At 60.7% G+C, this 21187-nt stretch carries 23 protein-coding genes and 1 pseudogene; 12 read left to right on the top strand and 12 right to left on the bottom strand.

What is annotated here, in order from left to right:
- Nucleotides 1-68: 68 nt before the first annotated feature.
- The 4 genes from K3819_RS22395 to K3819_RS22380 form a co-directional block, all read right to left on the bottom strand.
- On the bottom strand, nucleotides 69-437 hold the full coding sequence (locus K3819_RS22395; protein ID WP_221397973.1) for a hypothetical protein: 369 nt from the start codon (nucleotides 435-437) through the stop codon (nucleotides 69-71).
- Nucleotides 438-637: 200 nt separating this feature from the next.
- Entirely contained in the window at nucleotides 638-1204 is a 567-nt protein-coding gene (locus K3819_RS22390) for a hypothetical protein (RefSeq protein ID WP_085647327.1), read from the bottom strand.
- Nucleotides 1205-1357: 153 nt separating this feature from the next.
- The gene (locus K3819_RS22385; protein WP_221397972.1) at nucleotides 1358-2779 is read right to left on the bottom strand and encodes an MFS transporter; all 1422 of its coding nucleotides are present in this window, start codon (nucleotides 2777-2779) and stop codon (nucleotides 1358-1360) included.
- A 125-nt stretch (nucleotides 2780-2904) separates the two neighbouring features.
- Entirely contained in the window at nucleotides 2905-3345 is a 441-nt protein-coding gene (locus K3819_RS22380; protein ID WP_064598890.1) for a PACE efflux transporter, read from the bottom strand.
- A gap of 121 nt (nucleotides 3346-3466) precedes the next feature.
- Between K3819_RS22380 and K3819_RS22375 the strand changes: the two genes are divergently transcribed.
- A complete protein-coding gene (locus K3819_RS22375; protein WP_221397971.1) occupies nucleotides 3467-4339 on the top strand; it encodes a LysR family transcriptional regulator in 873 nt (290 codons plus the stop codon).
- Nucleotide 4340: 1 nt separating this feature from the next.
- Here K3819_RS22375 and K3819_RS22370 read toward each other — a convergent pair whose 3' ends face one another.
- Complete coding sequence (locus K3819_RS22370; RefSeq protein ID WP_221397970.1) at nucleotides 4341-5372, bottom strand: LacI family DNA-binding transcriptional regulator; 1032 nt, start codon at nucleotides 5370-5372, stop codon at nucleotides 4341-4343.
- 216 nt (nucleotides 5373-5588) lie between these two features.
- Between K3819_RS22370 and K3819_RS22365 the strand changes: the two genes are divergently transcribed.
- Together K3819_RS22365 and K3819_RS22360 are read left to right on the top strand one after the other, a co-directional pair.
- Nucleotides 5589-6122 (top strand): gluconokinase, encoded by a 534-nt coding sequence (locus K3819_RS22365; protein ID WP_064598881.1) that lies wholly within the window; start codon nucleotides 5589-5591, stop codon nucleotides 6120-6122.
- An 83-nt stretch (nucleotides 6123-6205) separates the two neighbouring features.
- A complete protein-coding gene (locus K3819_RS22360; protein ID WP_085610768.1) occupies nucleotides 6206-7558 on the top strand; it encodes a GntP family permease in 1353 nt (450 codons plus the stop codon).
- Nucleotides 7559-7654: 96 nt separating this feature from the next.
- Here the strand turns inward: K3819_RS22360 and alaC are convergent, their stop codons facing one another.
- Nucleotides 7655-8866 (bottom strand): alanine transaminase, encoded by a 1212-nt coding sequence (gene alaC, locus K3819_RS22355; RefSeq protein WP_221397969.1) that lies wholly within the window; start codon nucleotides 8864-8866, stop codon nucleotides 7655-7657.
- A 140-nt stretch (nucleotides 8867-9006) separates the two neighbouring features.
- On the opposite strand from alaC, the gene K3819_RS22350 reads away from it, so the two are divergent.
- From K3819_RS22350 to K3819_RS22340, 3 genes are all read left to right on the top strand, one after another.
- Complete coding sequence (locus K3819_RS22350) at nucleotides 9007-9669, top strand: LysE family translocator (RefSeq protein ID WP_064598875.1); 663 nt, start codon at nucleotides 9007-9009, stop codon at nucleotides 9667-9669.
- 68 nt (nucleotides 9670-9737) lie between these two features.
- On the top strand, nucleotides 9738-10232 hold the full coding sequence (locus tag K3819_RS22345) for a GyrI-like domain-containing protein (RefSeq protein ID WP_085647330.1): 495 nt from the start codon (nucleotides 9738-9740) through the stop codon (nucleotides 10230-10232).
- 317 nt (nucleotides 10233-10549) lie between these two features.
- Nucleotides 10550-11038 carry a GNAT family N-acetyltransferase gene (locus K3819_RS22340; RefSeq protein ID WP_064383694.1) on the top strand — a complete coding sequence of 163 codons (489 nt, stop codon included), beginning with the start codon at nucleotides 10550-10552 and terminating at the stop codon, nucleotides 11036-11038.
- 135 nt (nucleotides 11039-11173) lie between these two features.
- Here the strand turns inward: K3819_RS22340 and K3819_RS22335 are convergent, their stop codons facing one another.
- Complete coding sequence (locus K3819_RS22335; RefSeq protein ID WP_221397968.1) at nucleotides 11174-11779, bottom strand: pyridoxamine 5'-phosphate oxidase family protein; 606 nt, start codon at nucleotides 11777-11779, stop codon at nucleotides 11174-11176.
- Nucleotides 11780-11796: 17 nt separating this feature from the next.
- A complete protein-coding gene (locus K3819_RS22330; RefSeq protein WP_221397967.1) occupies nucleotides 11797-12282 on the bottom strand; it encodes an N-acetyltransferase in 486 nt (161 codons plus the stop codon).
- A 141-nt stretch (nucleotides 12283-12423) separates the two neighbouring features.
- On the opposite strand from K3819_RS22330, the gene K3819_RS22325 reads away from it, so the two are divergent.
- The 3 genes from K3819_RS22325 to K3819_RS22315 are packed head-to-tail and all read left to right on the top strand — an operon-like array spanning nucleotide 12424 to nucleotide 14456.
- Nucleotides 12424-12849 (top strand): nuclear transport factor 2 family protein, encoded by a 426-nt coding sequence (locus K3819_RS22325; RefSeq protein WP_221397966.1) that lies wholly within the window; start codon nucleotides 12424-12426, stop codon nucleotides 12847-12849.
- Nucleotides 12850-12889: 40 nt separating this feature from the next.
- The gene (locus K3819_RS22320) at nucleotides 12890-13234 is read left to right on the top strand and encodes a YciI family protein (RefSeq protein WP_007951101.1); all 345 of its coding nucleotides are present in this window, start codon (nucleotides 12890-12892) and stop codon (nucleotides 13232-13234) included.
- On the top strand, nucleotides 13227-14456 hold the full coding sequence (locus K3819_RS22315; RefSeq protein WP_221397965.1) for an RNA polymerase sigma factor: 1230 nt from the start codon (nucleotides 13227-13229) through the stop codon (nucleotides 14454-14456). The genes K3819_RS22320 and K3819_RS22315 overlap by 8 nt, the downstream gene beginning before the upstream one ends.
- A gap of 122 nt (nucleotides 14457-14578) precedes the next feature.
- On the opposite strand, the pseudogene K3819_RS22310 reads toward K3819_RS22315, so the two are convergent.
- Nucleotides 14579-15304: pseudogene (locus K3819_RS22310) on the bottom strand (SDR family oxidoreductase).
- Between the two features lie 111 nt (nucleotides 15305-15415).
- Between K3819_RS22310 and K3819_RS22305 the strand changes: the two are divergent.
- Nucleotides 15416-16252 (top strand): LysR family transcriptional regulator, encoded by an 837-nt coding sequence (locus K3819_RS22305; protein ID WP_221397964.1) that lies wholly within the window; start codon nucleotides 15416-15418, stop codon nucleotides 16250-16252.
- A gap of 1 nt (nucleotide 16253) precedes the next feature.
- Here K3819_RS22305 and K3819_RS22300 read toward each other — a convergent pair whose 3' ends face one another.
- Nucleotides 16254-17108 carry a LysR family transcriptional regulator gene (locus K3819_RS22300; RefSeq protein ID WP_221397963.1) on the bottom strand — a complete coding sequence of 285 codons (855 nt, stop codon included), beginning with the start codon at nucleotides 17106-17108 and terminating at the stop codon, nucleotides 16254-16256.
- An 88-nt stretch (nucleotides 17109-17196) separates the two neighbouring features.
- Here K3819_RS22300 and K3819_RS22295 point away from each other — a divergent pair, with 88 nt between their 5' ends.
- Complete coding sequence (locus tag K3819_RS22295) at nucleotides 17197-17634, top strand: multidrug/biocide efflux PACE transporter (protein WP_074688259.1); 438 nt, start codon at nucleotides 17197-17199, stop codon at nucleotides 17632-17634.
- A 60-nt stretch (nucleotides 17635-17694) separates the two neighbouring features.
- Here the strand turns inward: K3819_RS22295 and K3819_RS22290 are convergent, their stop codons facing one another.
- Nucleotides 17695-18450 (bottom strand): SDR family NAD(P)-dependent oxidoreductase, encoded by a 756-nt coding sequence (locus K3819_RS22290; protein WP_221397962.1) that lies wholly within the window; start codon nucleotides 18448-18450, stop codon nucleotides 17695-17697.
- A gap of 120 nt (nucleotides 18451-18570) precedes the next feature.
- Between K3819_RS22290 and K3819_RS22285 the strand changes: the two genes are divergently transcribed.
- Nucleotides 18571-19467 (top strand): LysR family transcriptional regulator, encoded by an 897-nt coding sequence (locus K3819_RS22285; RefSeq protein WP_221397961.1) that lies wholly within the window; start codon nucleotides 18571-18573, stop codon nucleotides 19465-19467.
- 53 nt (nucleotides 19468-19520) lie between these two features.
- On the opposite strand, the gene K3819_RS22280 is transcribed toward K3819_RS22285, so the two are convergent.
- The gene (locus tag K3819_RS22280; protein ID WP_064598853.1) at nucleotides 19521-21134 is read right to left on the bottom strand and encodes an inorganic phosphate transporter; all 1614 of its coding nucleotides are present in this window, start codon (nucleotides 21132-21134) and stop codon (nucleotides 19521-19523) included.
- Nucleotides 21135-21187 lie beyond the last annotated feature (53 nt).

The raw sequence follows: 21187 nt of genomic DNA, 5'->3' as shown, positions 1-21187 counted from the left end.
TGCCGCTCGTTCAGTAAGCCTCGATTAGAATCAAGGGCTCTGGCAACATTCAGAGCCCTTGATGCTTGTTACAGTAGGTCATACGTTCCGTCAAACTCTCCCTCTAACTTCAAGAGCCGGCCTATGCCATCGTAATAGTACACAGTGAAAGTCGCAGTGTGATGAGCGAAAGTAGGATCAACTGTCAACCTTACCTCCCCGTCGCAATGGTATCCCAGATATGTCATGAGGCCATTGTGGCCCGTCCCCACCCGGATGGTGTTGAGGCCCTCCGAGATCGGGACGCCATAAACGATGACCACATTGCCGACTGGTGCGTAGGCAAGGAACTGCTCAACGGTGAATTCGATACGCTCCGAATCGTAGTCCTTTCCCAATTCCACGTTGTTGAAGAAACTCTTTGCTTTTAAATGACCAACGAAACCATCCCTTCTCATGATGAACTCCTGCTCAGCGTCATTAATCTTTGTGTAGATGCATGGCAGCTACCAGCTCGATTAAACGGATCTGATCTGACGATGGCTACTGTCATATCTGACAGGTAAGTCGTTCTTTCCGATGAGTGGTCAAGGTGGTGTGCGAGACAAACACCGGGAAACAGAGCAGACAGTACTCGATTGAGTACTGTCTACGGGTATTAAAGTGAGGCGAGGAACTTGTCAGCCGACTCGTCGCTGATCTTCGCCGAGTTGGCGTCTTGCTTGTTCTGCTTCTCGGCTTCGGCCAGCTTCATCTTGTCCTGCAGACGCTCGGCGATCTCTTTGCCGATTGCCAGTTGTTTCTCCGGCGGCATGGCTTTGATGTCGTCCTCGGTCAGGCCCATTTCCTGGAGGATACTGTCGCGCAGACGCTGTTCCGGCGTTTTGCTCATGTAGTCCTTGAACTCATCCATAGCCGATGAGCCCGTGGATTTGGTCTGCGAAGAATCGGAGGTTTGCAGAGCGACACGGGTCTTGGCGAACGCCTCGTCGACGTTGTCGCTGATGCGCGTGGCTTCGCTGACTTGCTGGGTCGCCAGTTGCGTGGCCGATTCCTGCACCTTGGCGGTGGCTTCGGCGGTTTGCGCCTGGGCCTGGTTTTGCAGGGTTTGCAGCATCGCGCCGTGCAGGCCGCCTTGCAGTCCGGCTGCGGCGGTGGCGGTTGCATCGTCATTCAGCTGCTTGGGTAGATGAATGATTTGTTGTTGTTTTGCACTGACCAACATGATGAATGAACCTGTAGGTAATGACTGTCAGCCCTAGGCAGCAATTACCGTGCCTGTTGAATAAATTAATATTTATCAATGGCTTGTCGTTTTTCGTGAACAGGTAAAGCGGTCATCCCTTGCCGGTGGGCGGCAGAGGATGACCGTTGTCCGTCAGCGATGGGCAATGTTTTCCAGCGCCAGGTTTCGGGTGCGGGGGCCGAAATAGCCGATGGTCAGCATCACGATCAGCATGCTGGCGACGATGAACGCCAACACGCCCGGTGTGCCGAAGTGGTCGAGGAACAGACCGATCAACAGGCTGCTGAATACCGTCGACAAGCGACTGAACGAATAGCAGAAGCCCACCGCCCGGGCGCGGATGTTGGTGGGGAACAGCTCGCTCTGATAGGAGTGATAACTGAAGCTCAGCCAGGCGTTGCAGAAGGTAATCATCACGCCGCAAAAGATCAGGCCGAAGGCGCTGGTCTGCAACGCGAACAGGGTGCCGAAGGTCATGGCGCCGAGGGCCGAGCCGACGATCTGCCACTTGTTCTCGAAACGGTTGGCGAATTTGACGAACAGCAGCGGGCCGAGGGGGTAGGCGAGGGTGATGATGAACGCGTACATCAAGCTGTGAGTGACGCTGACGCCCTGACCGGAAAGCAACGCCGGCAGCCAGTTGCCGAAGCCGAAGAAACCGATGGCCTGGAAAATGTGAAAGACGATCAGCATCAACGCGCGGCGGCGATAGGGCGGTAGCCAGATATCGGCGAAACGGCCCTTGCCTTCGACATCGACGGCTACCGCTTCCGGTGCATCCAGTGGCTTGCGGTGATCCTTCTCGCAGCGCGCCTCGATGTTATCGAGAATCCGGTTCGCCTCATCGAAGCGGCCATGCTGCGCCAGCCAGCGCGGCGACTCCGGCAGACGTTTGCGCAGCCACCAGATGAACAGTGCAAACACTGCGCTGGCCAACACCACCCAACGCCAGCCGGACACCCCGAACGGCGCTTGCGGCACCAGCCACCAGGATATCAACGCCACTGCCGGCACCGACAGGAACTGCACGAAAAATGCGAAGGCAAACGCCGAACTGCGCATGCGCTTGGGCACCAGTTCCGAGAGGTAGGCGTCGATGGTCACCAGTTCGATGCCGAGGCCGATGCCCACCAGAAAACGCATGCAGATGATCCCCAACGCCGAACTCTGCACGCCCATCAGTACCGTGGCCACGGTGTACCAGACCAGCGCGAAGGTGAAGATCGCCCGCCGACCGAACCGATCGGCCATCGGGCTCAGCAGACTGGCGCCGAGAAACAAACCGAGGAACGTCGCTGAGGCGAACGCAGCCTGATCGGAGAAACCGAACACGCCCTGATTGCCGGTGGCGAAGATGCCATCGCGGATCAGGCCGGGGCTGATGTAGGCGGTCTGGAACAGGTCGTAGAGTTCGAAAAAACCACCAATCGACAGCAGCGCCACCAGCCGCCAGAGGGTGGCGACTGCCGGGAGGCGGTCGATGCGGGCGGAGATCTCGGCGGCGCGTATCGGGTCGATGCCGTCGCATTGCACGGCGGGGGCGTTTGCAGTCATGGGCTGATCCATTTTTTATTGATGGAAAAGCTTAGCCTGCTATCGGAAATCAAGGATTGTTTATATCGGCGGTTGGCACGGGAAAACCGCCGATTTCTTGCAATATTCGCTTACCAATTAACGATTTATGTCGCGGGCTGCGGATCCGGCAATGCCGAGGCCGGAAGGCCGAACACCTTATCGAACAGCCAGTTGAACGCGAAGGTGTAGCAAGGGATGAACACGATCAGCGCCAGATCCAGCAAAAAGGCCTGCACCAGACTGATGTTCATCCACCAGGCGATCAGCGGAATCAGGAACACGATCAGCGTCAGTTGGAAGCCGACGGCGTGGGCGATGCGCCGTTTCACCGTGCGGGTGCGCGACACCTGACGGCTTTCCCAGCGTTCGAACAGCGAGGTGTAGATAAAGTTCCAGGTCACGGCGATGGTGGTGATGATCACCGCCAGCGGGCCGGTGCTGCCGGGCGAAGTGCCGGACAACAGGGCCAGGCCAAGGGCCGAGAAGGTCATGCCGATCACTTCATAGAGCGACACATAGACCAGTTTGCGTTTAACGCCTTGCATGGGGAATTGCCTCTTTCTTGCGACTTGTGGCCAGTGGGACTGGCGAAGGCGACGAAAGATAGCTTCAATAGAGGTGACAGAAAAAGTCAGTAGCTTTCAGTTTTATTGACAGGTGTGAGACGTGAATTTCAACAGTGAAAGCATCGAGCTGTTTCTTGCCGTGATCGAGCGCGGCTCGTTTTCCGCCGCGGCCAGGGCATTAGGCAAAGTCCCGTCGGCGGTGAGCATGGCCATCGGCAATCTGGAGGCCGAACTCGGTTACTCGCTGTTTGATCGCAGCCATCGCGAACCGCAACCCACTGCGATGGCGCTGTCGCTGGTACCCCATGCGCGGCTGATCGCCGATCAGCTCAAGCAATTGCAGGTACACGCGGTGCAGTTGTCGCTGGGGCTGGAGAGCAAGTTGTCGATCGGCGTGGCGGCGGATATCGACCGCCGACGGTTGCTGACAGCGATCAAGGACCTCAGCGAACGTCATCCGCTGCTCGACATCGAAGTGCTGACTGCGCCGCAGGATGATGTGCTGGCAATGCTTCACAGTGGCCGGGTCAGCGTGTGCCTGGCGTTCGCCGGGTTGAGCGTGAATGTGCTGGAACGGTTTCAGTTCGTCGGCAGTGAGCGAATGATCGCCACGCTGGCGGCGGATAGCCCGCTGTTGCAGGGACAGGATCTGTTTCTCGAGGATCTGGTGCATGTGCGGCAGATCGTCGTCGGCAGTCGTGATTTGCCGATCAGCGAAACCCGGCCGCTGGTGGCCGAATCCCACTGGCGCACCGACAACCTGGAAACGGCGCTGGAGATGGTCGAGGCAGGGTTGGGCTGGGGCAATTTTCCGCTGTCGGTGGTGCAGCCCTGGCTTGATAGCGGACGGCTGAAACGGCTGAATTTCCGCAACATCGAAAACGGCCTGGTGCTGCCGGTGCATGCGGTATGGCTCAAGAGCCAGCCGCTTCAGAAGGGCGCGCTGGCTCTGGTGGAGTTGCTGGGCGGTTGAGTCAGGTGCTCTCGCGGATTTTGAGTTCGAAGCCCATGTCTTCCACCGGCCACGCCACACTGTTGCCCGCCATCAATGTCAGCATCTGTTCCGCTGCACGCTTGCCGATCGCCTCGCGGGGCGTGTTGATGCTGCTCAGGCGCGGCACCATGTGCTCGGACATCGGCAGGTCGTTGAAGCCGAGGATCGCCACTTGTTCGGGGATCCTGATCCCGTTGCGCAGCGCTTCGAGCAGGGCGCCCTGAGCCAGGTCGTCATTGCCGAAGAAGATCGCATCGACATCCGGATGCGCCGCCAGCAATTGCAGGAACAACTCGCCACCCAGGCCCACGGACGATGCGCGCGGGGTCAGCACTTCCAGATCCGGATCGTAGCGACCGGCCTTCTGTAGCGCTTTGCGAAAGCCTTCGCCGCGCAGCAGGGTGCGTTGGTCAAGCTGCGCGCCAATGTACGCCAGACGCTTGCGGCCACGGGACAGCAAATGTTCGGCAGCCGTTTCGCCGGCGCTGAGCTGCGAGAAGCCGACGCAGTTCACCCCGGCGGCGCTGTCCAGTTCCATCATGTACACGCAGGGAATGTTGCTGGCCTCGATCATCCGCCGCGAACTTTCGGTGCGGTCGAAACCGGTCAGCAGCAAACCGCGTGGCTGATAGGCCATGTAGTTGCGCAGCAGGTTTTCTTCTTCATCGCGCGAATAGTGGAAGTTGCCGATCAGCACTTCGAAGCCTTTGGGCGTCAGTACCCGATGAATGGCTTCCAGGGTGTCGATGAATAAAAGGTTGGACAGCGAAGGCACCAGAACCACCACCGAATGGCTCTGGGCCGAGGCCAGGGCGCGGGCGGCGGGGTTGACCACATAGTTGAGTTCCAGCGCGGCTTTCTGGACTTTTTCCACCAGTTCGGTGGCAACCGTGCTGACCCCACGCAGGGCGCGGGAAGCGGTAATCGGGCTGACGCCGGCCAGACGGGCGACTTCATTAAGGGTGGGACGGCCGGTGGTGCGGGTGTTTTTATCGTTTTTAGGGGTGGTCATCGGGCAGCTTGCCAAACAAAAATCAAGGCACTAAGGTAGCGCTGTCCTTATGCAGCTGCAAATGCGTAAGCGAGGTCCTGCCTGATCCTCGCTTTTTGGCGTACGGACAAAACCTGCTGCAACCCAAAAAAACGACAAGAAGGCGTCGGCAACTTCTGCCTGTGCACTAGAGTCATAGCTAGCAAAGGTAGCGCTGTCTGCGCGCTGAGGTGTTACATGAATCATCCCATCACCGCCCTGGTCATCATGGGCGTTGCCGGTTGCGGCAAGACGTGCGTCAGCGAGGCCCTGTGCCAATTGAGCGGCGCCACTGCCATTGAAGGCGATACTTTCCATCCGGCCGCGAACATCGAAAAGATGAGCGCGGGGATCCCCCTGAACGACGAAGACCGTGCCGGCTGGCTCGACAGCCTGTGCGACGAACTGCGCCGCGTCGACGCCCTGGGCGAACGCCCGGTGTTGACCTGCTCGGCCCTCAAACACAGTTATCGCGAAGTGCTGCGCAGCGCCTTGCCGGGTCTGGGTTTCGTGTTCCTCGAATTGACGCCTGAAGTCGCCGCCGAACGTGTGTCCCACCGTCCGGGCCACTTCATGCCGGCCACCTTGATCGAAAGCCAGTTCGCCACCCTCGAATCGCCCAAGGGCGAGCCGTTGACCCTGGCCCTGAATGCTTCGATCCACAGCGTTGAAGAGCTCGCATCGCAAGCCCACGTCTGGTGGCAGGCCCATGGCCTGAAACAGGCGGTATGAGTGTGATTGCGAAGATAGCGCTGTCCATGCGACTTCTGATTAACCCGCTTTAATAACAACAACAAACCAGGAGACACCCCCTCATGTTTGGCATGTCCCATGACGCCTACCTGCTGCTCGATGCAGTGGTTACGGTGATCGGACTCATCGTCCTGATCACCAAATTCAAGATTCACCCCTTCATTGCCCTGACCATTGCCGCCGCGTTCCTCGGCCTGACCTCCGGCATGCCGATCGGCACCATCATCAAGGCGTTCCAGGACGGCTTCGGTGGCGTGCTCGGTTTCGTCGGCATCATCCTCGCGCTGGGTACGATGCTCGGCAAGATGATGGCCGAATCCGGCGGTGCCGATCAGATCGCCCAGACCCTGATCCGCGCCTTCGGCAAGGACAAGGTTCAGTGGGCGATGATGTTCGCCGCGTTCCTGGTGGGCATTCCGCTGTTCTTCGAAATCGGCTTCGTGCTGCTGATTCCTCTGGTGTTCATCGTGGCTCGCCGCACCGGTGTGTCGATCATCAAGATCGGTATCCCGCTGCTCGCCGGCCTGTCCGCCGTGCACGGTCTGGTGCCGCCGCACCCGGGCCCGCTGCTGGCCATCGGCGTGTTCGGTGCCGACATCGGCAAGACCATTCTTTACGGTCTGATCGTCGCACTGCCGACCGCCATCATCGCCGGTCCGATCTTCGGTACGTTCATCGCCAAGCACATTCCGGGTCATCCGAACCAGGAACTGGTCGATCAACTGGCCCGTGAAAACGATTCGGCCAATCTGCCGAGCTTCAGCATCACCCTGGTCACCGTGCTGCTGCCGGTGTTCCTGATGCTGCTAAAAACCTTCGCTGACGTGGCGCTGCCGGACGGTCATTTCTTCCGCACCTGGATGGACATGATCGGTCACCCGATTTCGGCACTGTTGCTGGCATTGCTGCTGTCGCTGTACACCTTCGGTCACAAGCAGGGCATCGGTTCTCAGCAGATGCTCAAATGGCTCGACGCGAGCCTGGCGCCGACTGCCGCGATCATCCTGATCATCGGTGCCGGTGGTGGCTTCAAGCAGATGCTGGTGACCAGCGGCGTGGGCGACGTGATCGGCCACATGGCGGTCAGCGCGCAGATCTCGCCGATCCTGCTGGCATGGCTGGTGGCCGCGGTGATCCGCATCGCGACCGGTTCGGCCACCGTGGCGACCATCACCGGTGCAGGCATTGTGGTGCCGGTGGTGGGGATGATTCCGGGCGTGAACCGTGAGCTGCTGGTGCTGGCCACCGGTGCCGGCTCGCTGATTCTGTCCCACGTCAACGACGCCGGTTTCTGGCTGGTGAAGCAGTACTTCAACATGACCGTCGCCGAGACCTTCAAGACTTGGACCGCGATGGAAACCATCCTGTCGGTGGTGGGTTTGGGCTTCATTCTGTTGTTGTCGCTGTTCGTTTAACCTCGAACGCAAGACACAAAAAAACCGCAGCGATGCGGTTTTTTTGTGCTTGGTGGATTGATCGTTCCCAAGCAGAGCGTGGGAACAATCATCACCTCAGGATTTGGTCACCAGACCATCCGCCCGGAACATCCCGCGAATCCCGCGTACCGCCTGGCGAATCCGGTCCTGGTTTTCGATCAGCGCGAAGCGCACGTGATCGTCGCCATACTCACCAAAACCGACACCCGGCGAGACGCAGACCTTGGCCTCGGCCAGCAGCTTCTTGGCGAATTCCAGCGAACCGAGGTGCGCGTAGGCGTCGGGAATCTTCGCCCAGACGTACATCGAAGCTTTCGGGTTTTCGACCATCCAGCCCAGTTCATGCAGGCCTTTGACCAGCACGTTGCGGCGCTGGCGATATTGCTCGGCGATATCGCGCACGCATTGCTGATCGCCTTCCAGCGCAGCAATCGCGGCCACCTGCAGCGGGGTGAAGGTGCCGTAGTCGTGGTAGCTCTTGATCCGCGCCAGGGCGCTGACCAGTTCCGGGTTGCCGACCATGAAACCGATGCGCCAGCCCGCCATGTTGTAGCTCTTGGACAGGGTGAAAAACTCCACCGCAATGTCCTTGGCGCCCGGCACCTGCATGATCGACGGGGCTTTCCAGCCGTCGTAGACGATGTCGGCGTAGGCCAGGTCGTGCACCACCAGCACGTCGTACTGTTTGGCGAGGGCGATCACCCGTTCGAAGAAGTCCAGCTCCACGCACTGCGCGGTCGGGTTCGACGGGAAGCCGAGGATCATCATCTTCGGTTTCGGGATCGAGCCGCGAATCGCCCGCTCCAGCTCGGCGAAGAAGTCCACGCCCGGCACCAGCGGCACCGACCGCACCTGGGCGCCGGCAATCACGGCACCGTAGATGTGAATCGGGTAGCTCGGATTTGGCACCAGCACGGTGTCGCCCTGATCCAGGGTCGCCAGCATCAGGTGCGCCAGGCCTTCCTTGGAACCGATGGTGACGATGGCTTCGCTTTCCGGGTCGATATCGACCGCGTAGCGCTCCTTGTACCAGTTGGAAATCGCCCGGCGCAGGCGCGGAATGCCCTTGGACGTGGAGTAACCGTGGGTGTCTTCGCGTTGCGCAACCTGCACCAGTTTTTCAACGATGTGCGGCGGCGTGGCGCCGTCGGGGTTGCCCATGCTCAAGTCGATGATGTCTTCGCCACGACGTCGGGCGGCCATCTTCAGCTCGGCGGTGATGTTGAAAACGTAAGGGGGGAGTCGATCAATGCGCGCAAAGCGGCGCGGCGAACCTTGTTCAGCCATTGTTGCCTCGGATAACGTAAGCGCCCGGAACCGTCCGAGCGACGCTGGTCACTGCGGTGACCTGTGGCGGACGATAAGGTCAGCGATGGCATACTGTCCAGAGCCTTTGTAAACAAATTTTTCTCAAGGAAAACCGGTTGATGGAATTTACCAGCGGCTTCTTGCTGAGCCTTTCGCTGTGCTTGGATATCGGCGTGGCCAACATCGCGATGATCACCCTGGCGATGCAGCGCGGCTATTTTCAAGGCTTTGCACTGGGCCTCGGCACCTGCGTCGGTGACCTGGTCTACGCGGTGCTGGCGCTAGCCGGAATGACCGTTCTGCTGCAATACGAAACCGTGCGCTGGGTGCTGTGGATCGGCGGTTCGGCGCTCTTGATCTACTTCGCGGCGAAGATGATCTATTCGGCGATCCACCACGAGGCGCAATTGGCGGCGACCGCCGAGGTCGGCCAGAACTCCCATCGCAAGGAGTTCTTCCGTGGGATTTTTCTCGCCATGTCGTCGCCGAGCGCCATCCTCTGGTTTGCGGCGGTGGGCGGTACGTTGATCGCCCGTTCCGGTGGCGGCGGTCCACTCAGCTCTGCGCTGTTTCTCGGTGGTTTCCTGTGCGCCGGGCTGCTGTGGTCGGCGGGACTGTGTTTCGCCGCGAGCCATGGCGGCAAGTTGCTGGGCGACAAACTGCTGCGCTATTCGTACATGGCATCTGCCGCGATCTTCTGCTATTTCGCGGTCTACGTGATCGTATCCGGTTATAACGAGTTTGTCGGCTCCGGGGCCGCCGAGGCCCTGCATACGCTGTAAATGTGCGAATCGGGTTTGGCTTCTATACTCCCAGCCGAACCCACTTTTTTCGTTCAAGGAGTCGAGTCATGGATGAGCAAAAACGCGTCGAAGTGGCTGAACCTCGCTTCGAACATGGACACTTCCTGCTGATTGCAGGTTTTCGCGATCGCTTCACCAAAGAGACCGTTCAGGACATCCCTGCGCTGTGGGAAAAACTGATCCCGCACATCGGACATATTCCGGGGCAGAAGGGCGAAGTGACCTACGGTGTCTGCAGCAATTTCGACGGCAACGGCGGTTTTGACTACATGGCCGGGGTCGAGATCAGCAAGCTCGATGAGTTTCCACAGGAAAAGTATCCGTGGATCGAAATCCTCCCGCGCCAGTACGCGGTGTTCGAACACAAGGGTTCGCTGGATCAGTTGCCGCAGACCATTGATTACATCTACAAAACCTGGCTGCCGGCATCCGAATACAAAGGGCTCAACGCCCCGGAGCTGGAACGCTACAGCGCCGATTTCAACCCGAAGCTCAATACCGGCAAGCTGGAAATCTGCGTCCCGGTGGAAAAGAAAACCTGATCGGCAACCGGCAGCGCGACCCCGCTTCGCGCTGCCGGTCGAGCCTTACTTGCCCTTGATCCGTCGTGCCCGCAACAGATCAATGCCCAGGGTAATGAAGCCGAAGAAGCTGATGCCCAACACCATCAACAAACCGATTTCCACGCTGCTCATAAACGGTTCCCCCCTCGGGTGATCAGAGACAGGCACCAGAAATAGACCGTCCCGAATCCGAAGAAAAGCGCTTATACGCAGGCTTTACGCCCCCTGCGCGGATCGATATGAACACCTTATTCCTTTATCCTTGGCGGCCTTGTTTCCACTGATTTCGAGCCGCCATGAACACCCTCATCCGCCACGTCACCGCCGCCGACCTGGATCGCTGCTACGCCATCGAAACCCTCGCCTACGAGGGCGACGAAGCCGCGACCCGCGAGAAGATCGCCACGCGCATCGCCACCTGGCCGGACGGTTTCATCGTCGCCGAGGTGGACGGGCAGGTTGCCGGCTTCATCAACTCCGGTGCGGCATTTGACGTGCAGATGTCCGACGAGGCGTTCAAGGAGTTGATCGGCCACGACCCGGCGGGGCCGAACGTGGTGATCATGTCGGTGGTGGTGCACCCGGACTATCAGGGCCTGGGCCTGGCCAAGCGTCTGCTGGGCGAATTCATCGAACGCATGCGCGAGCAGGGCAAGGCGACGATTCACCTGATGTGCAAGGAACGGCACATCCCGCTGTACGCCGGGTTCGGTTTTGCCTACATCAAACCGTCCGAATCCGACCACGGCGGGATGGCGTGGCACGAGATGATTCTGACTCTCTGAAGAACACTGCAAATCCCCTGTGGGAGCGGGCTTGCTCGCGAAGGCGTCGTGTCAGTCGATATTTAGTTTGACTGACCCACCGCCTTCGCGAGCAAGCCCGCTCCCACAAGGGAAAATGGTGTTTGCAAGTTTTGGTCAGTACAGCGTGTCGAGCACTCGCTTCGGGGCCTCGCGGTCGTAAGCCTCGGCATCAAACTGCCCATCATTCAGACGCTTGTGAAACGCGCCCGCCGTCGGCAGCGTCGAGCGCGGCAAGTGCGTTTCAGGGTTCCACGCATCCGAACGCACGAATGCCTTGGAGCAATGAAAGAACGCCGCCTCCACCGTCACCAGCAACACCGTACGCGCCGGTTTGCCGTTCACCGCGAAGCTATCCAGCAACTCGGGATCAGCGCTGATGGTCGCCGTACCGTTGACCCGCAACGTTTCGCCAATTCCCGGAATGATGAACAACAGCGACACCCGTGGATCGTGCAACACGTTGCGCAAGGTATCGATGCGGTTGTTGCCCGGACGATCCGGCAGGGCCAGGGTGCGCTCGTCAATGATCCGCACAAACCCCGGCGCATCACCACGCGGGGAACCGTCGATGCCGTCGGCACCCACCGAGCTGACAATCACCAACGGCGAAACCCGGACCATCGCCTGATAATCCTCGTTGAGAAAACCGATCTGCTTGCGCACCGCTCGCTCGTGGGGCAAGCCGTAGATGGCTTCCAGCGCTTCGATTGAATCGATCATCGTTGCTCCCTCGACGATTAGAAGAACAACCCCATGCGCCGCTCGTAACCGATGCGGCCCTTGTACGCTTCGCCGCTGTCGACGAAGCCGTACTTGGCGTACAGCGCAATCGCAGCGTCGTTGTCGGCGTCCACTGACAGCTCCAGCCCTTTGATTTCCGGCCAGGTCTGGCGCGCAACTTCCGGCAGCGCCAGCAGACAGGCCTTGCCGTAACCCTTGCCCTGTGCGCGGTGATCGACCTGCAACGCATGCAGGGTGGCGCTGTGTTCATCGGCCCATTCCGGCAGAACCGGCGGGCGCTTGAGCAGCAGGAACGCCACTGGCTTATCTTCTGCCAGCAGGGCAAAACCCTTTACGCCGGGGCCGGGTTTCGACAGCAGCGTGTGCAGGGCGCCGTGGATGTCGCCGGAGAACTTGATCTGCTCGGCGTGGATTTCAATCGCTTCGACCTGCTGGCGCTGCAAGGCGTTAAGGCTCTCGTACGGCACGAGTTTGGCTGACAAGGGAATTTCCTTTTTCCTACAAAGATGAGCCTCGGATTCTAGCGACTTTGCGTTCGCTGGAATTTTTTTGTTTCAGCTGTCGATCCGGCAAATCGCCGAACGACTAAGTGTGTCTTCACAACAAAAACCACGGAGAACACCATGAGCGCACAAAGCGATATCCAGACCCTGATCACCACCTACCGCGAAGCCGTCATGACCAAGGACGTCGAGAAAGTCATGGCGCTGTACGCCGACGACATCCTCTCGTTCGATGCGATCAAGGCCCTGCAATTCAAGGGCAAACCGGCCTACCGCGCGCACTGGGTGGATTGCATGGAAATGTGCCCCGGCCCGCACATCTTCGAGTTCCACGAAATCGCGATCGAAACAGGCGACAACATCGCCTTCGCCCACTGGGTTGCCAACTGCGGCGGTACCAATGAACAGGGCGAAACCCAGAGTTGCTGGATGCGCGCCACCGCCTGTTATCGGCTGGTCGGCGGTGCCTGGAAAATTGCCCACGAGCACTGGTCGGCGCCGTTCGATCCGATGACCGGCTCGACCCTGTTCGATGCGAAACCCTGATCTTCAGCCATAGTTGATTCGTCCGATTCAGGAGAACGCCATGAAGTATTTATGCCTGGTCTACAGCGATGAGCGCCTGCTGCATTCGTCGCCCGACAGCCCGGAAGATGCCGAATGCTGGGCCTACGCCGAGTCGATCCAGGGCAGCGGCCGAATGGTCGCCGCCGAAGCGCTGGAGTCGGTGCAGACCGCCACCACGGTGCGCATGCGTAACGGCAAGCTGTCGATCACCGACGGCCCGTTCGCCGAGACCAAGGAGCAGTTGGCCGGCTTCTACCTGATCGACGCGCGGGACCTCAACGAAGCGATTCAGGTCGCCGGCAACATTCCGGCGGCCCGGGTCGGCAGCGTCGAAGTGCGTCCCGTGCGCCAGTTGAATGTCTGAAGTCAGGGCGCGGGTCGAGCAGGTCTATCGCGAAGACTCGCGGCGGATCCTCGCGACCCTTATTCGCTTGCTCGGCGATTTCGACCTCGCCGAAGAAGCCTTGCACGAGGCGTTCTTCGTCGCGGTCGAACGCTGGCAGCGCGACGGCGTGCCGGACAATCCGCGGACCTGGCTGGTGTCCACCGGACGCTTCAAGGCAATTGACGTGTTGCGCCGTCGCGCACGGTTCAAGGCCTCGCAACCGTTGTTGCTGGCGCAACTGGAAGAACTGGAACAGTCCGAATGGGACGCCGAAGACGTGGAAGACGATCGCCTGCGCCTGATCTTCACCTGCTGCCACCCGGCGCTGGCGGCGGACGCGCAAGTGCCGCTGACCCTGCGTGAAGTCTGCGACCTCACCACCGAGGAAATCGCCCGGGCATTCCTCTCGGCCCCGGCGGCGATTGCCCAGCGCATCGTGCGGGCCAAGGCCAAGATCCGCGACGCGAAAATCCCTTATCAAGTACCGAGCCTGAGCGAATTGCCCGAACGCCTCGACAGCGTGTTGCGGGTGATTTATCTGGTGTTCAACGAAGGCTACTCGGCATCCGGTGGCGCCCAGGTGACCCGCGAAGACTTGACCCGTGAGGCGATCCGCCTCGGGCGGTTGCTGCTGGAGTTGTTGCCGGACCCGGAAGTCATGGGGCTTCTGGCGTTGATGCTGCTGCATGAATCGCGGCGCTCGGCGCGGTCGACGCCGGATGGAGAACTGATTCTGCTGGATGATCAGGATCGCGGATTGTGGAATGCCGAGCTGATCGCCGAAGGCTGTGATCTGGTGGAAAAGGCGCTGACCACGGGACGCTTTGGGCCTTACTGCCTGCAGGCAGCGATTGCGGCGGTGCACGCCGAAGCGCCGACGGCGGGGGAAACGGACTGGGCGCAGATCGTCGGGCTGTATGACGTGTTGCTGCGAGCGGTGCCGTCGCCGGTGATCGAATTGAACCGGGCGGTGGCGGTGGCCAAGCGTGACGGGGCGCTGGCGGGGTTGACCTTGATCGAGGGGATTCTGGGGCGTGGGGAGTTGCAGGATTACCACCTGGCGCATTCGGCGCGGGCGGAGTTTTGTCGGCAGTTGGGGCGGGTTGAGGAGGCGCGGGTGGCTTACCGGCGAGCCTTGGAATTGACCCGGCAGGAGCCGGAGCGGCGGTTTATCGAGGGGCGGCTTAAAGCATTGGACTGATCCGAAAGGATCGTTGGCAATATTGGCCTCTTCGCGGGCAAGCCCGCTCCCACAATTGGAATGCGATCAAATGTGGGAGCGGGCTTGCCCGCGAAGGGGCCATCAAGGTCTGTAACAATGGATCAGGCTTGCTGGCGCGTGGCAGCCATCACAATCTCGCGAATACAAACCCCCTGCGGCTGCCCATACGCATAGGCAATCGCCGTCGCCACATCTTCAGCACTCAACACCGTCCCCCCTATGTCCTGCTTCCAGGCCTGATACCCGGTCTTGATCGCCTCATCCGTGGTGTGGCTCAGCAACTCGGTCTCTACCGCACCCGGCGCAATCGTGGTCACCCGCACGTTATGCGGCTACAGCTCTTCACGCAGATTCTCCGACAGCCCATGCACCGCAAACTTGGTCCCGACATAGGCCACATGGTTGGGGAAGGTCTTGCGCCCGGCCACCGAGCTGACGTTGATGATGGTGCCATGCTTGCGCTCGATCATCCCGGCCACCACCGCGTGCACGCCGTTGAGCAGGCCTTTCACGTTGACGTCGAGCATCTGGTCCCACTGCGCCGGATCCTGCTTGCTCATCTCGCCCAGCAGCATCACCCCGGCGTTGTTGATCAGCGCATCGGCCGGCCCGAATTGCGCTTCCGCTTCGGCCACAGCTTCCAGCAAAGCGCCGCGGTCGGTGATGTCGACGCGGCGGCTGAGGGTGTTCGGCAGTGCCAGAGCTTCAAGGCGTTCGATGCGCCGGGCCAGCAACAACAGTGGATGGCCGGCCGCGCTCAAGCGGCGGGCGGTGGCTTCGCCGATGCCCGAGCTGGCGCCGGTGATGATGATCAAGGGCTTGCTCATGGTTGAACTCCTGAAATAAGAAAAACAAATAACCAGATTCGTGACGCAGTATATTTAGCCCGCTGGAGGCTGAAAAATGCCTTATTCCTCTGTCTGCTATCGGAATCTCCTATGGATCTCCGCCATCTCAAAGCCTTCCTCGCGGTGTTCGAAGAACGCAACATCACCGCTGCCGCGCAACGGCTGTTCATCAGCCAGCCCACGTTGTCGGTGACCATCAAACAGCTGGAAGAAGAACTCGGCGCGACGCTGTTCGTGCGTCAGCCCCGTGGTGTGGACGTCAGCGACGAAGCGCGACTGCTGTACCCGCAGGCACGCCGGATGGTGGCCGAATCCGAGGCGCTGAGCCGGATGTTTCGCGGCCGCGAAAATCGCGTACCGCTGACCCTCGGCATCGAGGGCGACATCGCCGCCAGCCACATCGAAGCCTTCGTGCGGATGGCCCATCAGGCATTGCCCAATCTGCTGCTGACCCTGGAAGAGGGCTGCCACGGCGATGGTCGATTGGCGGTCGAGGACATGTGCTGCGAGGACGAACTGTTCCTGCCGCTGTGGGAAGAGTCGTATGTGATGGCGCTGCCTCTCGACCATCCGATGGCCAACGCGCAGGCAGGCTGGGCGCCGATCGAAGACTGGATCACCTGTCCGCAACATCCTTCGCATCAACGGTTGATGGCGCTGTACGGACGCTCGCCGGAAGCGGTGGCGGGGCACGCCGGTTCACTGCAACAGGCGTTGCACATGGTGGCGGCGGGTGTCGGCGTGGCGATGTTGCCGCAGTCGCTGGTGAGCGGGCATGAGCGCATTGTCGTGCGCGCGCTGCACCTGCCGGCACCGACCCGACGGGTGGGATTGTGTTACGCGGCGCAAGCGCTGGAGTTGCCGACGATGCGCGGGTTGCACGAGTATTTTCAGGTGAACCGCCCGGCAGCCATCGAGGCGGCCTGAGCTATTCCAGCATCTTGCTCAGCAACCAGCTCCCCGCCGGCCCCGGCGGGTACAGCCGCGACCACAGGGCATCGACGAACACCGGTTTCGGCCAGCCGCGCACCTTCAGTTCCACCAGCAAGTCATTGCCGAAACGCTCCACCAGCCAGCGCGGCAGCGGCGCCCAGCCGAAACTTTTCTCGGCCATTTCCAGCAACATCAGATAACTCGGCGCCGACCACACCCGGCCTTTGCCGCGACTGTCATAGGGATTGACGATGGTGGCCAGGCGCAGCTCGCGATGCTGTTCAAGGACCGTTTGATCGATGGATTCCTGTGTCGCCAACGGATGGCCACGTCCCACGAACAAGGCGATTTCCGTACGCTCGGCGACGGTCGCGCTCGCGAGATCCGGTGGGTAGTTTTCCTGCATCTCGGCGAACGCCAGGTGCGCCCGACCGCGCTGCACCAGTTCGATCAGGTCATCGCACTCGGCGATCAGGCATTCCAGCTCCAGATCCGGATAACGCTGCTCGAACCCCACCAGTGCCGCTTCGAAGCGGTCGGACTGATAAGTGTCGGAAATCGCCACCGTCAGTTTCGGCTCGACGCCCTGGGCCAATTGCCGGGCGGTCATTTCCATTCGGCTGGTGGCCGACAGAATCGCCTCGGCCCGTTGCAGCATCACGTGCCCGGCCGGGGTCAGGGTCGGCTTGCGGCTGCTGCGGTCGAACAGCACCAGATCCAGATCAATCTCCAGACTCGCCACCGCCGCACTCACGGTCGACTGACTGCGCCCGAGTTTGCGCGCTGCCGCTGAAAACGAGCCTTGAGTCGCCGCCTGTACAAACGCGAGCAACACTTCCTGAGATGCCATGAACTATCGCCTTGATCGATGGTTATTGGTTATGAAGTATCGGTGTGGTGCTGGATCATGACAACCATCTTCACAGAGGACTTCGGCCATGACTGCCAACAAATCCATCACTGAGCGTATCTTCCAGGCCATCGGTTTCGAACTGCTGGCGATCCTGATCTGTACCCCGTTGCTGGCGTGGATCATGGGCAAACCGCTGGTCGAAATGGGCGCCGTCACTATCGCCATCGCGTTGCTGGCCTTGGGTTGGAACGTGGTGTTCAACGGCTTCTTCGACCGGATGCTCAAGCGCTGGAACATCGCCCACAACGCCTGGGTGCGAGTGGCGCACGCGCTGCTGTTCGAGGGCGGGTTGATCGTGATGGGCGTGCCGCTGATTGCCTGGTGGCTGTCGGTCAGCCTGTGGCAGGCGTTCCTGCTCGACATCGGCGTGCTGCTGTTCTTCCTGCCGTACACCTACGTCTACCACTGGGGTTATGACGTGGTGCGCGAGCGACTGGTGATGCGGAGCGTCTGCCAGAGCTGAAAACAAAAAATCGCCGCCTGTGAGGGCTGCGATTTTTTTTGTCCGGGATTTTTGCAGGGTTTAGAGAAACATCCCGCCCGACGCTTCAATCCGCTGACCGTTGATCCACTGCGCCCCCGGCGACAGCAGCAGCGCCAGCGCACCGCCGATGTCATCCGGCTGCCCGGCACGGCCCAGGGCGGTGTTGCTGGCGACCATTGCATTCAACGCCGAATTGTCGCGCACCGCGCCGCCGCCGAAGTCGGTTTCGATGGCGCCCGGTGCCAGGATATTCACGGCGATCTGCCGCGCCCCCAGCTCCTTGGCCTGATAACGGGTCAACACTTCCATCGCGCCTTTCATCGCAGCGTAAGCGGCATAACCCGGCAGGGTGAAGCGCGCCAGACCGCTGGAAATGTTGATGATTCGCCCACCATCGTTGATCAGCGGCAGCAGTTGCTGAGTCAGGAAGAACGGCCCTTTCAACTGCACGTTCATCAGCAGGTCGAACTGCCCCGGCGTGGTGTTGGCGAACGACGCATGCACGCCAATTCCGGCGTTGTTGATCAGGAAATCGAAGCGCGGACACTCGAGCTGTTGCAGCGCCTGTTCGACTCGCACAGCGAAATCGGCAAAGCCTTCGCTGCGGCCGACATCCAGTTGCAGCATCACGGCTTTGGCGCCGAGTGTTTGCAGTTCCTGCACCAGCGCCTGGGCTTCATCGGTGCGGCTGTTGTAGGTGCCGATGATGTCCACGCCTTGCGCGGCGAGGTGCAGGGCGGCGTTCTTGCCGAGGCCACGGCTGGCACCGGTGATCAATGCGATTTTGCGGTTCATGGGTTTTCCTCGATGGCGGTGACGGTTGATGGGGCACAGTTTATTTATCCGCCATGAGGTGATAAACAGACTGAAACCGGAATCACTGGTCGAACTGTCCGAACAATCAACGGGTGGCCCATGAACAAACTGGAACTGCTGCGCACCTTCGTCCGGGTCAGCGAATTGTCGAGTTTCACGATGGCGGGGGAGAGTCTGGGGCTGCCGCGCTCAACGGTATCCGAGCAGGTGCAGGCGCTGGAAAGCCTGCTCGGCACGCGCCTGCTGCAACGCACCACGCGCAAGGTCCAGGCGACTCAGGACGGCCTCGCGCTGTATGAGCGGAGCAAGGATCTGCTGTCGCACATGGACGAAATCGAAAACCTGTTCCGTCAGGACGAAGCGTCGCTGACCGGGCGGATCCGGATTGACATGCCGAACATTCTGGCGCGGCGGCTGATCATGCCGAAGCTGCCGGAATTCATGGCCCGTCATCCGAACCTGGAACTGGAAATCAGCAGCACTGATCGCCGGGTCGACCTGCTCGCCGAAGGTTTCGATTGCGTGCTGCGCATCGGCGCGCAGCCCGATCAATCGGTGGTGGCGCGGCACCTGGGGGATTTCAGCATGATCAACTGCGCCAGCCCCGAGTACCTGGAGCGCTACGGCGTGCCGCAGACCATTGAAGATCTGGCGCAGCATCGACTGGTGCACTACGTCGGTGTGCTGGGTTCGCGTTCGGAAGGGTTTGTCTACGAGCAGGACGGACAGGTCCACCGGGTGCCGATGGCCGGCAGTGTGACGGTCAACAGCACCGATGCGTACGAGTCGGCATGTCTGGGCGGGTTTGGTCTGATCCAGGTGCCGCGCACCGGCATGAATACCTATCTGGACACCGGTGAGGTGGTGACGGTGTTGCCGCAATACACCGCGCCGGCGATGGGCATTTCACTGTTGTACGCGAGGCAGCGGCAGCTGCCGTTGCGGGTGCGGGTGTTCATGGACTGGCTGGGGGATTTGATTCGTTCGACGCTCTGATTTCTGCCGCAAATCCCTGTGGGAGCAAGGGCTCTCACAGGGATTCCGCTGGATCAGAAAATCTGGGTAAACAGCCAATACAGGCTGCCCGACAACAGAATCGCCGCCGGCAATGTCAGTACCCACGCCATCAGCAGATTGCGGATGGTCTTCATCTGCAAACCGCCACCGTTGGCGACCATGGTCCCGGCCACGCCCGAGGACAACACATGAGTGGTCGACACCGGCAGACCGAACATGTCGGCGGCGCCGATGGTCAGCATCGCCACGGTTTCCGCCGAGGCGCCCTGGGCGTAGGTCAGGTGGGTCTTGCCGATCTTCTCGCCGACCGTGACCACGATCCGCTTCCAGCCGACCATGGTGCCCAGCCCCAACGCAATCGCCACCGCGATCTTCACCCACAACGGAATGAACCGGGTGGCGTTGTCGATCTGTTGCTTGAACAGTTGCAGCTTGCCGCTGGTGTCGGCGTCGAAGGTGCCGACCTTGTTCTTGTCCATCAGGCGAATGGTTTCGCTGGCCAGGTACATGTCGTTACGCACGTTGCCCATGGCCTCGGCCGGGACTTTCGCCAGCGAGCCGTAGCCTTTGACTTCTTCACCGATGTGCCCGGTCAGGACGGCGAGGGCCGGGATCAGTTGTGGCGTGGCTTCCTTGCTGCGCACGTAGTCGGAGAGCACGGCGCGCGGATCGGCCGGTGCCGGCAGTGGTGCACTTTTCACCAGCGCTTGCTGGGTCACTTGGGCGACGGCGGCGAATTGCAGCGACTGTTCTTCCGGCATCGTGCGGTTCAGTGCATAAGCCATCGGCAGGGTGCCGACCAGAATCAGCATGATCAGGCCCATGCCTTTCTGACCGTCGTTGGAACCGTGAGCGAACGACACGCCGGTGCAGGTCAAAATCAGCAAGCCACGAATCCACCACGGCGGCGGGGTATTGCCTTCCGGCGCCTTGTACAGCGAACGGTTTTTCACGAACGCGCGCAACGCCAGCAGCAACAGCGCCGCGCAACCGAAACCCACCAGCGGCGACAGCAGCAGCGCGTAACCGATCTTGGTCGCCTGGGCCCAGTCCACACCGCTGGTGCCATCGCGACCGTGCATCAGGGCATTGGCCACGCCGACGCCGATGATCGAACCGATCAGCGTGTGCGACGACGAGGCCGGCAGGCCCAGCCACCAGGTGCCGAGGTTCCACAGGATCGCCGCGATCAGCAGGGCGAAGATCATCGCGAAACCGGCGGACGAGCCGACCTGCAGAATTAACTCTACTGGCAGCAGCGCAATGATGCCGAACGCGACTGCACCGCTGGACAGCAGCACGCCGAGGAAGTTGAAGAATCCCGACCACACCACGGCCACATTCGGCGGCAGAGAGTGGGTGTAGATCACCGTGGCCACGGCGTTGGCGGTGTCGTGGAAGCCGTTGACGAACTCGAAGCCCAGCGCAATCAGAAGCGCCACGCCGAGCAGCAGGAACGGGGTCCAGGTGGTGACCACCGTGCCGAGTTCGTGCATGTCGTGCATCAGGCTGTAGGCGGTGAACAGCATTCCCATGGCCAGCACGGCGAAGAACACCACGTAAGTGAAGGGGCCGGTTTTTTTGTCGAGCGCCGGCCTGCCACTGGCAGCGGAGGCCGGGCTGACGGTCAGGGAGGGAGTAGCCATGGGCGGACAATCCTGAGCGGGGGAAGGAGTGTCGCCCATGATCGTTGCTAAAT

The organism is Pseudomonas sp. 3-2, assembly GCF_019710535.1.
Lineage (GTDB): Bacteria > Pseudomonadota > Gammaproteobacteria > Pseudomonadales > Pseudomonadaceae > Aquipseudomonas > Aquipseudomonas pharyngis.
Note: the sequence above shows the minus strand (reverse complement) of the source record. Positions and strands in the feature narration are given on the sequence as shown.

Bases quoted from the DNA above. Each gene is read 5' to 3' on its own strand.
- K3819_RS22380 (WP_064598890.1), bottom strand. From the start codon at position 3,345: ATGCAAGGCGTTAAACGCAAACTGGTCTATGTGTCGCTCTATGAAGTG.
- K3819_RS22280 (WP_064598853.1), bottom strand. From the start codon at position 21,134: ATGGCTACTCCCTCCCTGACCGTCAGCCCGGCCTCCGCTGCCAGTGGC.
- K3819_RS22290 (WP_221397962.1), bottom strand. From the start codon at position 18,450: ATGAACCGCAAAATCGCATTGATCACCGGTGCCAGCCGTGGCCTCGGC.
- K3819_RS22340 (WP_064383694.1), top strand. From the start codon at position 10,550: ATGAACACCCTCATCCGCCACGTCACCGCCGCCGACCTGGATCGCTGC.
- K3819_RS22395 (WP_221397973.1), bottom strand. From the start codon at position 437: ATGAGAAGGGATGGTTTCGTTGGTCATTTAAAAGCAAAGAGTTTCTTC.
- alaC (WP_221397969.1), bottom strand. From the start codon at position 8,866: ATGGCTGAACAAGGTTCGCCGCGCCGCTTTGCGCGCATTGATCGACTC.
- K3819_RS22305 (WP_221397964.1), top strand. From the start codon at position 15,416: ATGGATCTCCGCCATCTCAAAGCCTTCCTCGCGGTGTTCGAAGAACGC.
- K3819_RS22360 (WP_085610768.1), top strand. From the start codon at position 6,206: ATGTTTGGCATGTCCCATGACGCCTACCTGCTGCTCGATGCAGTGGTT.
- K3819_RS22370 (WP_221397970.1), bottom strand. From the start codon at position 5,372: ATGACCACCCCTAAAAACGATAAAAACACCCGCACCACCGGCCGTCCC.
- K3819_RS22285 (WP_221397961.1), top strand. From the start codon at position 18,571: ATGAACAAACTGGAACTGCTGCGCACCTTCGTCCGGGTCAGCGAATTG.
- K3819_RS22320 (WP_007951101.1), top strand. From the start codon at position 12,890: ATGAAGTATTTATGCCTGGTCTACAGCGATGAGCGCCTGCTGCATTCG.
- K3819_RS22385 (WP_221397972.1), bottom strand. From the start codon at position 2,779: ATGACTGCAAACGCCCCCGCCGTGCAATGCGACGGCATCGACCCGATA.
- K3819_RS22365 (WP_064598881.1), top strand. From the start codon at position 5,589: ATGAATCATCCCATCACCGCCCTGGTCATCATGGGCGTTGCCGGTTGC.
- K3819_RS22390 (WP_085647327.1), bottom strand. From the start codon at position 1,204: ATGTTGGTCAGTGCAAAACAACAACAAATCATTCATCTACCCAAGCAG.
- K3819_RS22295 (WP_074688259.1), top strand. From the start codon at position 17,197: ATGACTGCCAACAAATCCATCACTGAGCGTATCTTCCAGGCCATCGGT.
- K3819_RS22335 (WP_221397968.1), bottom strand. From the start codon at position 11,779: ATGATCGATTCAATCGAAGCGCTGGAAGCCATCTACGGCTTGCCCCAC.
- K3819_RS22300 (WP_221397963.1), bottom strand. From the start codon at position 17,108: ATGGCATCTCAGGAAGTGTTGCTCGCGTTTGTACAGGCGGCGACTCAA.
- K3819_RS22315 (WP_221397965.1), top strand. From the start codon at position 13,227: ATGTCTGAAGTCAGGGCGCGGGTCGAGCAGGTCTATCGCGAAGACTCG.
- K3819_RS22325 (WP_221397966.1), top strand. From the start codon at position 12,424: ATGAGCGCACAAAGCGATATCCAGACCCTGATCACCACCTACCGCGAA.
- K3819_RS22350 (WP_064598875.1), top strand. From the start codon at position 9,007: ATGGAATTTACCAGCGGCTTCTTGCTGAGCCTTTCGCTGTGCTTGGAT.
- K3819_RS22345 (WP_085647330.1), top strand. From the start codon at position 9,738: ATGGATGAGCAAAAACGCGTCGAAGTGGCTGAACCTCGCTTCGAACAT.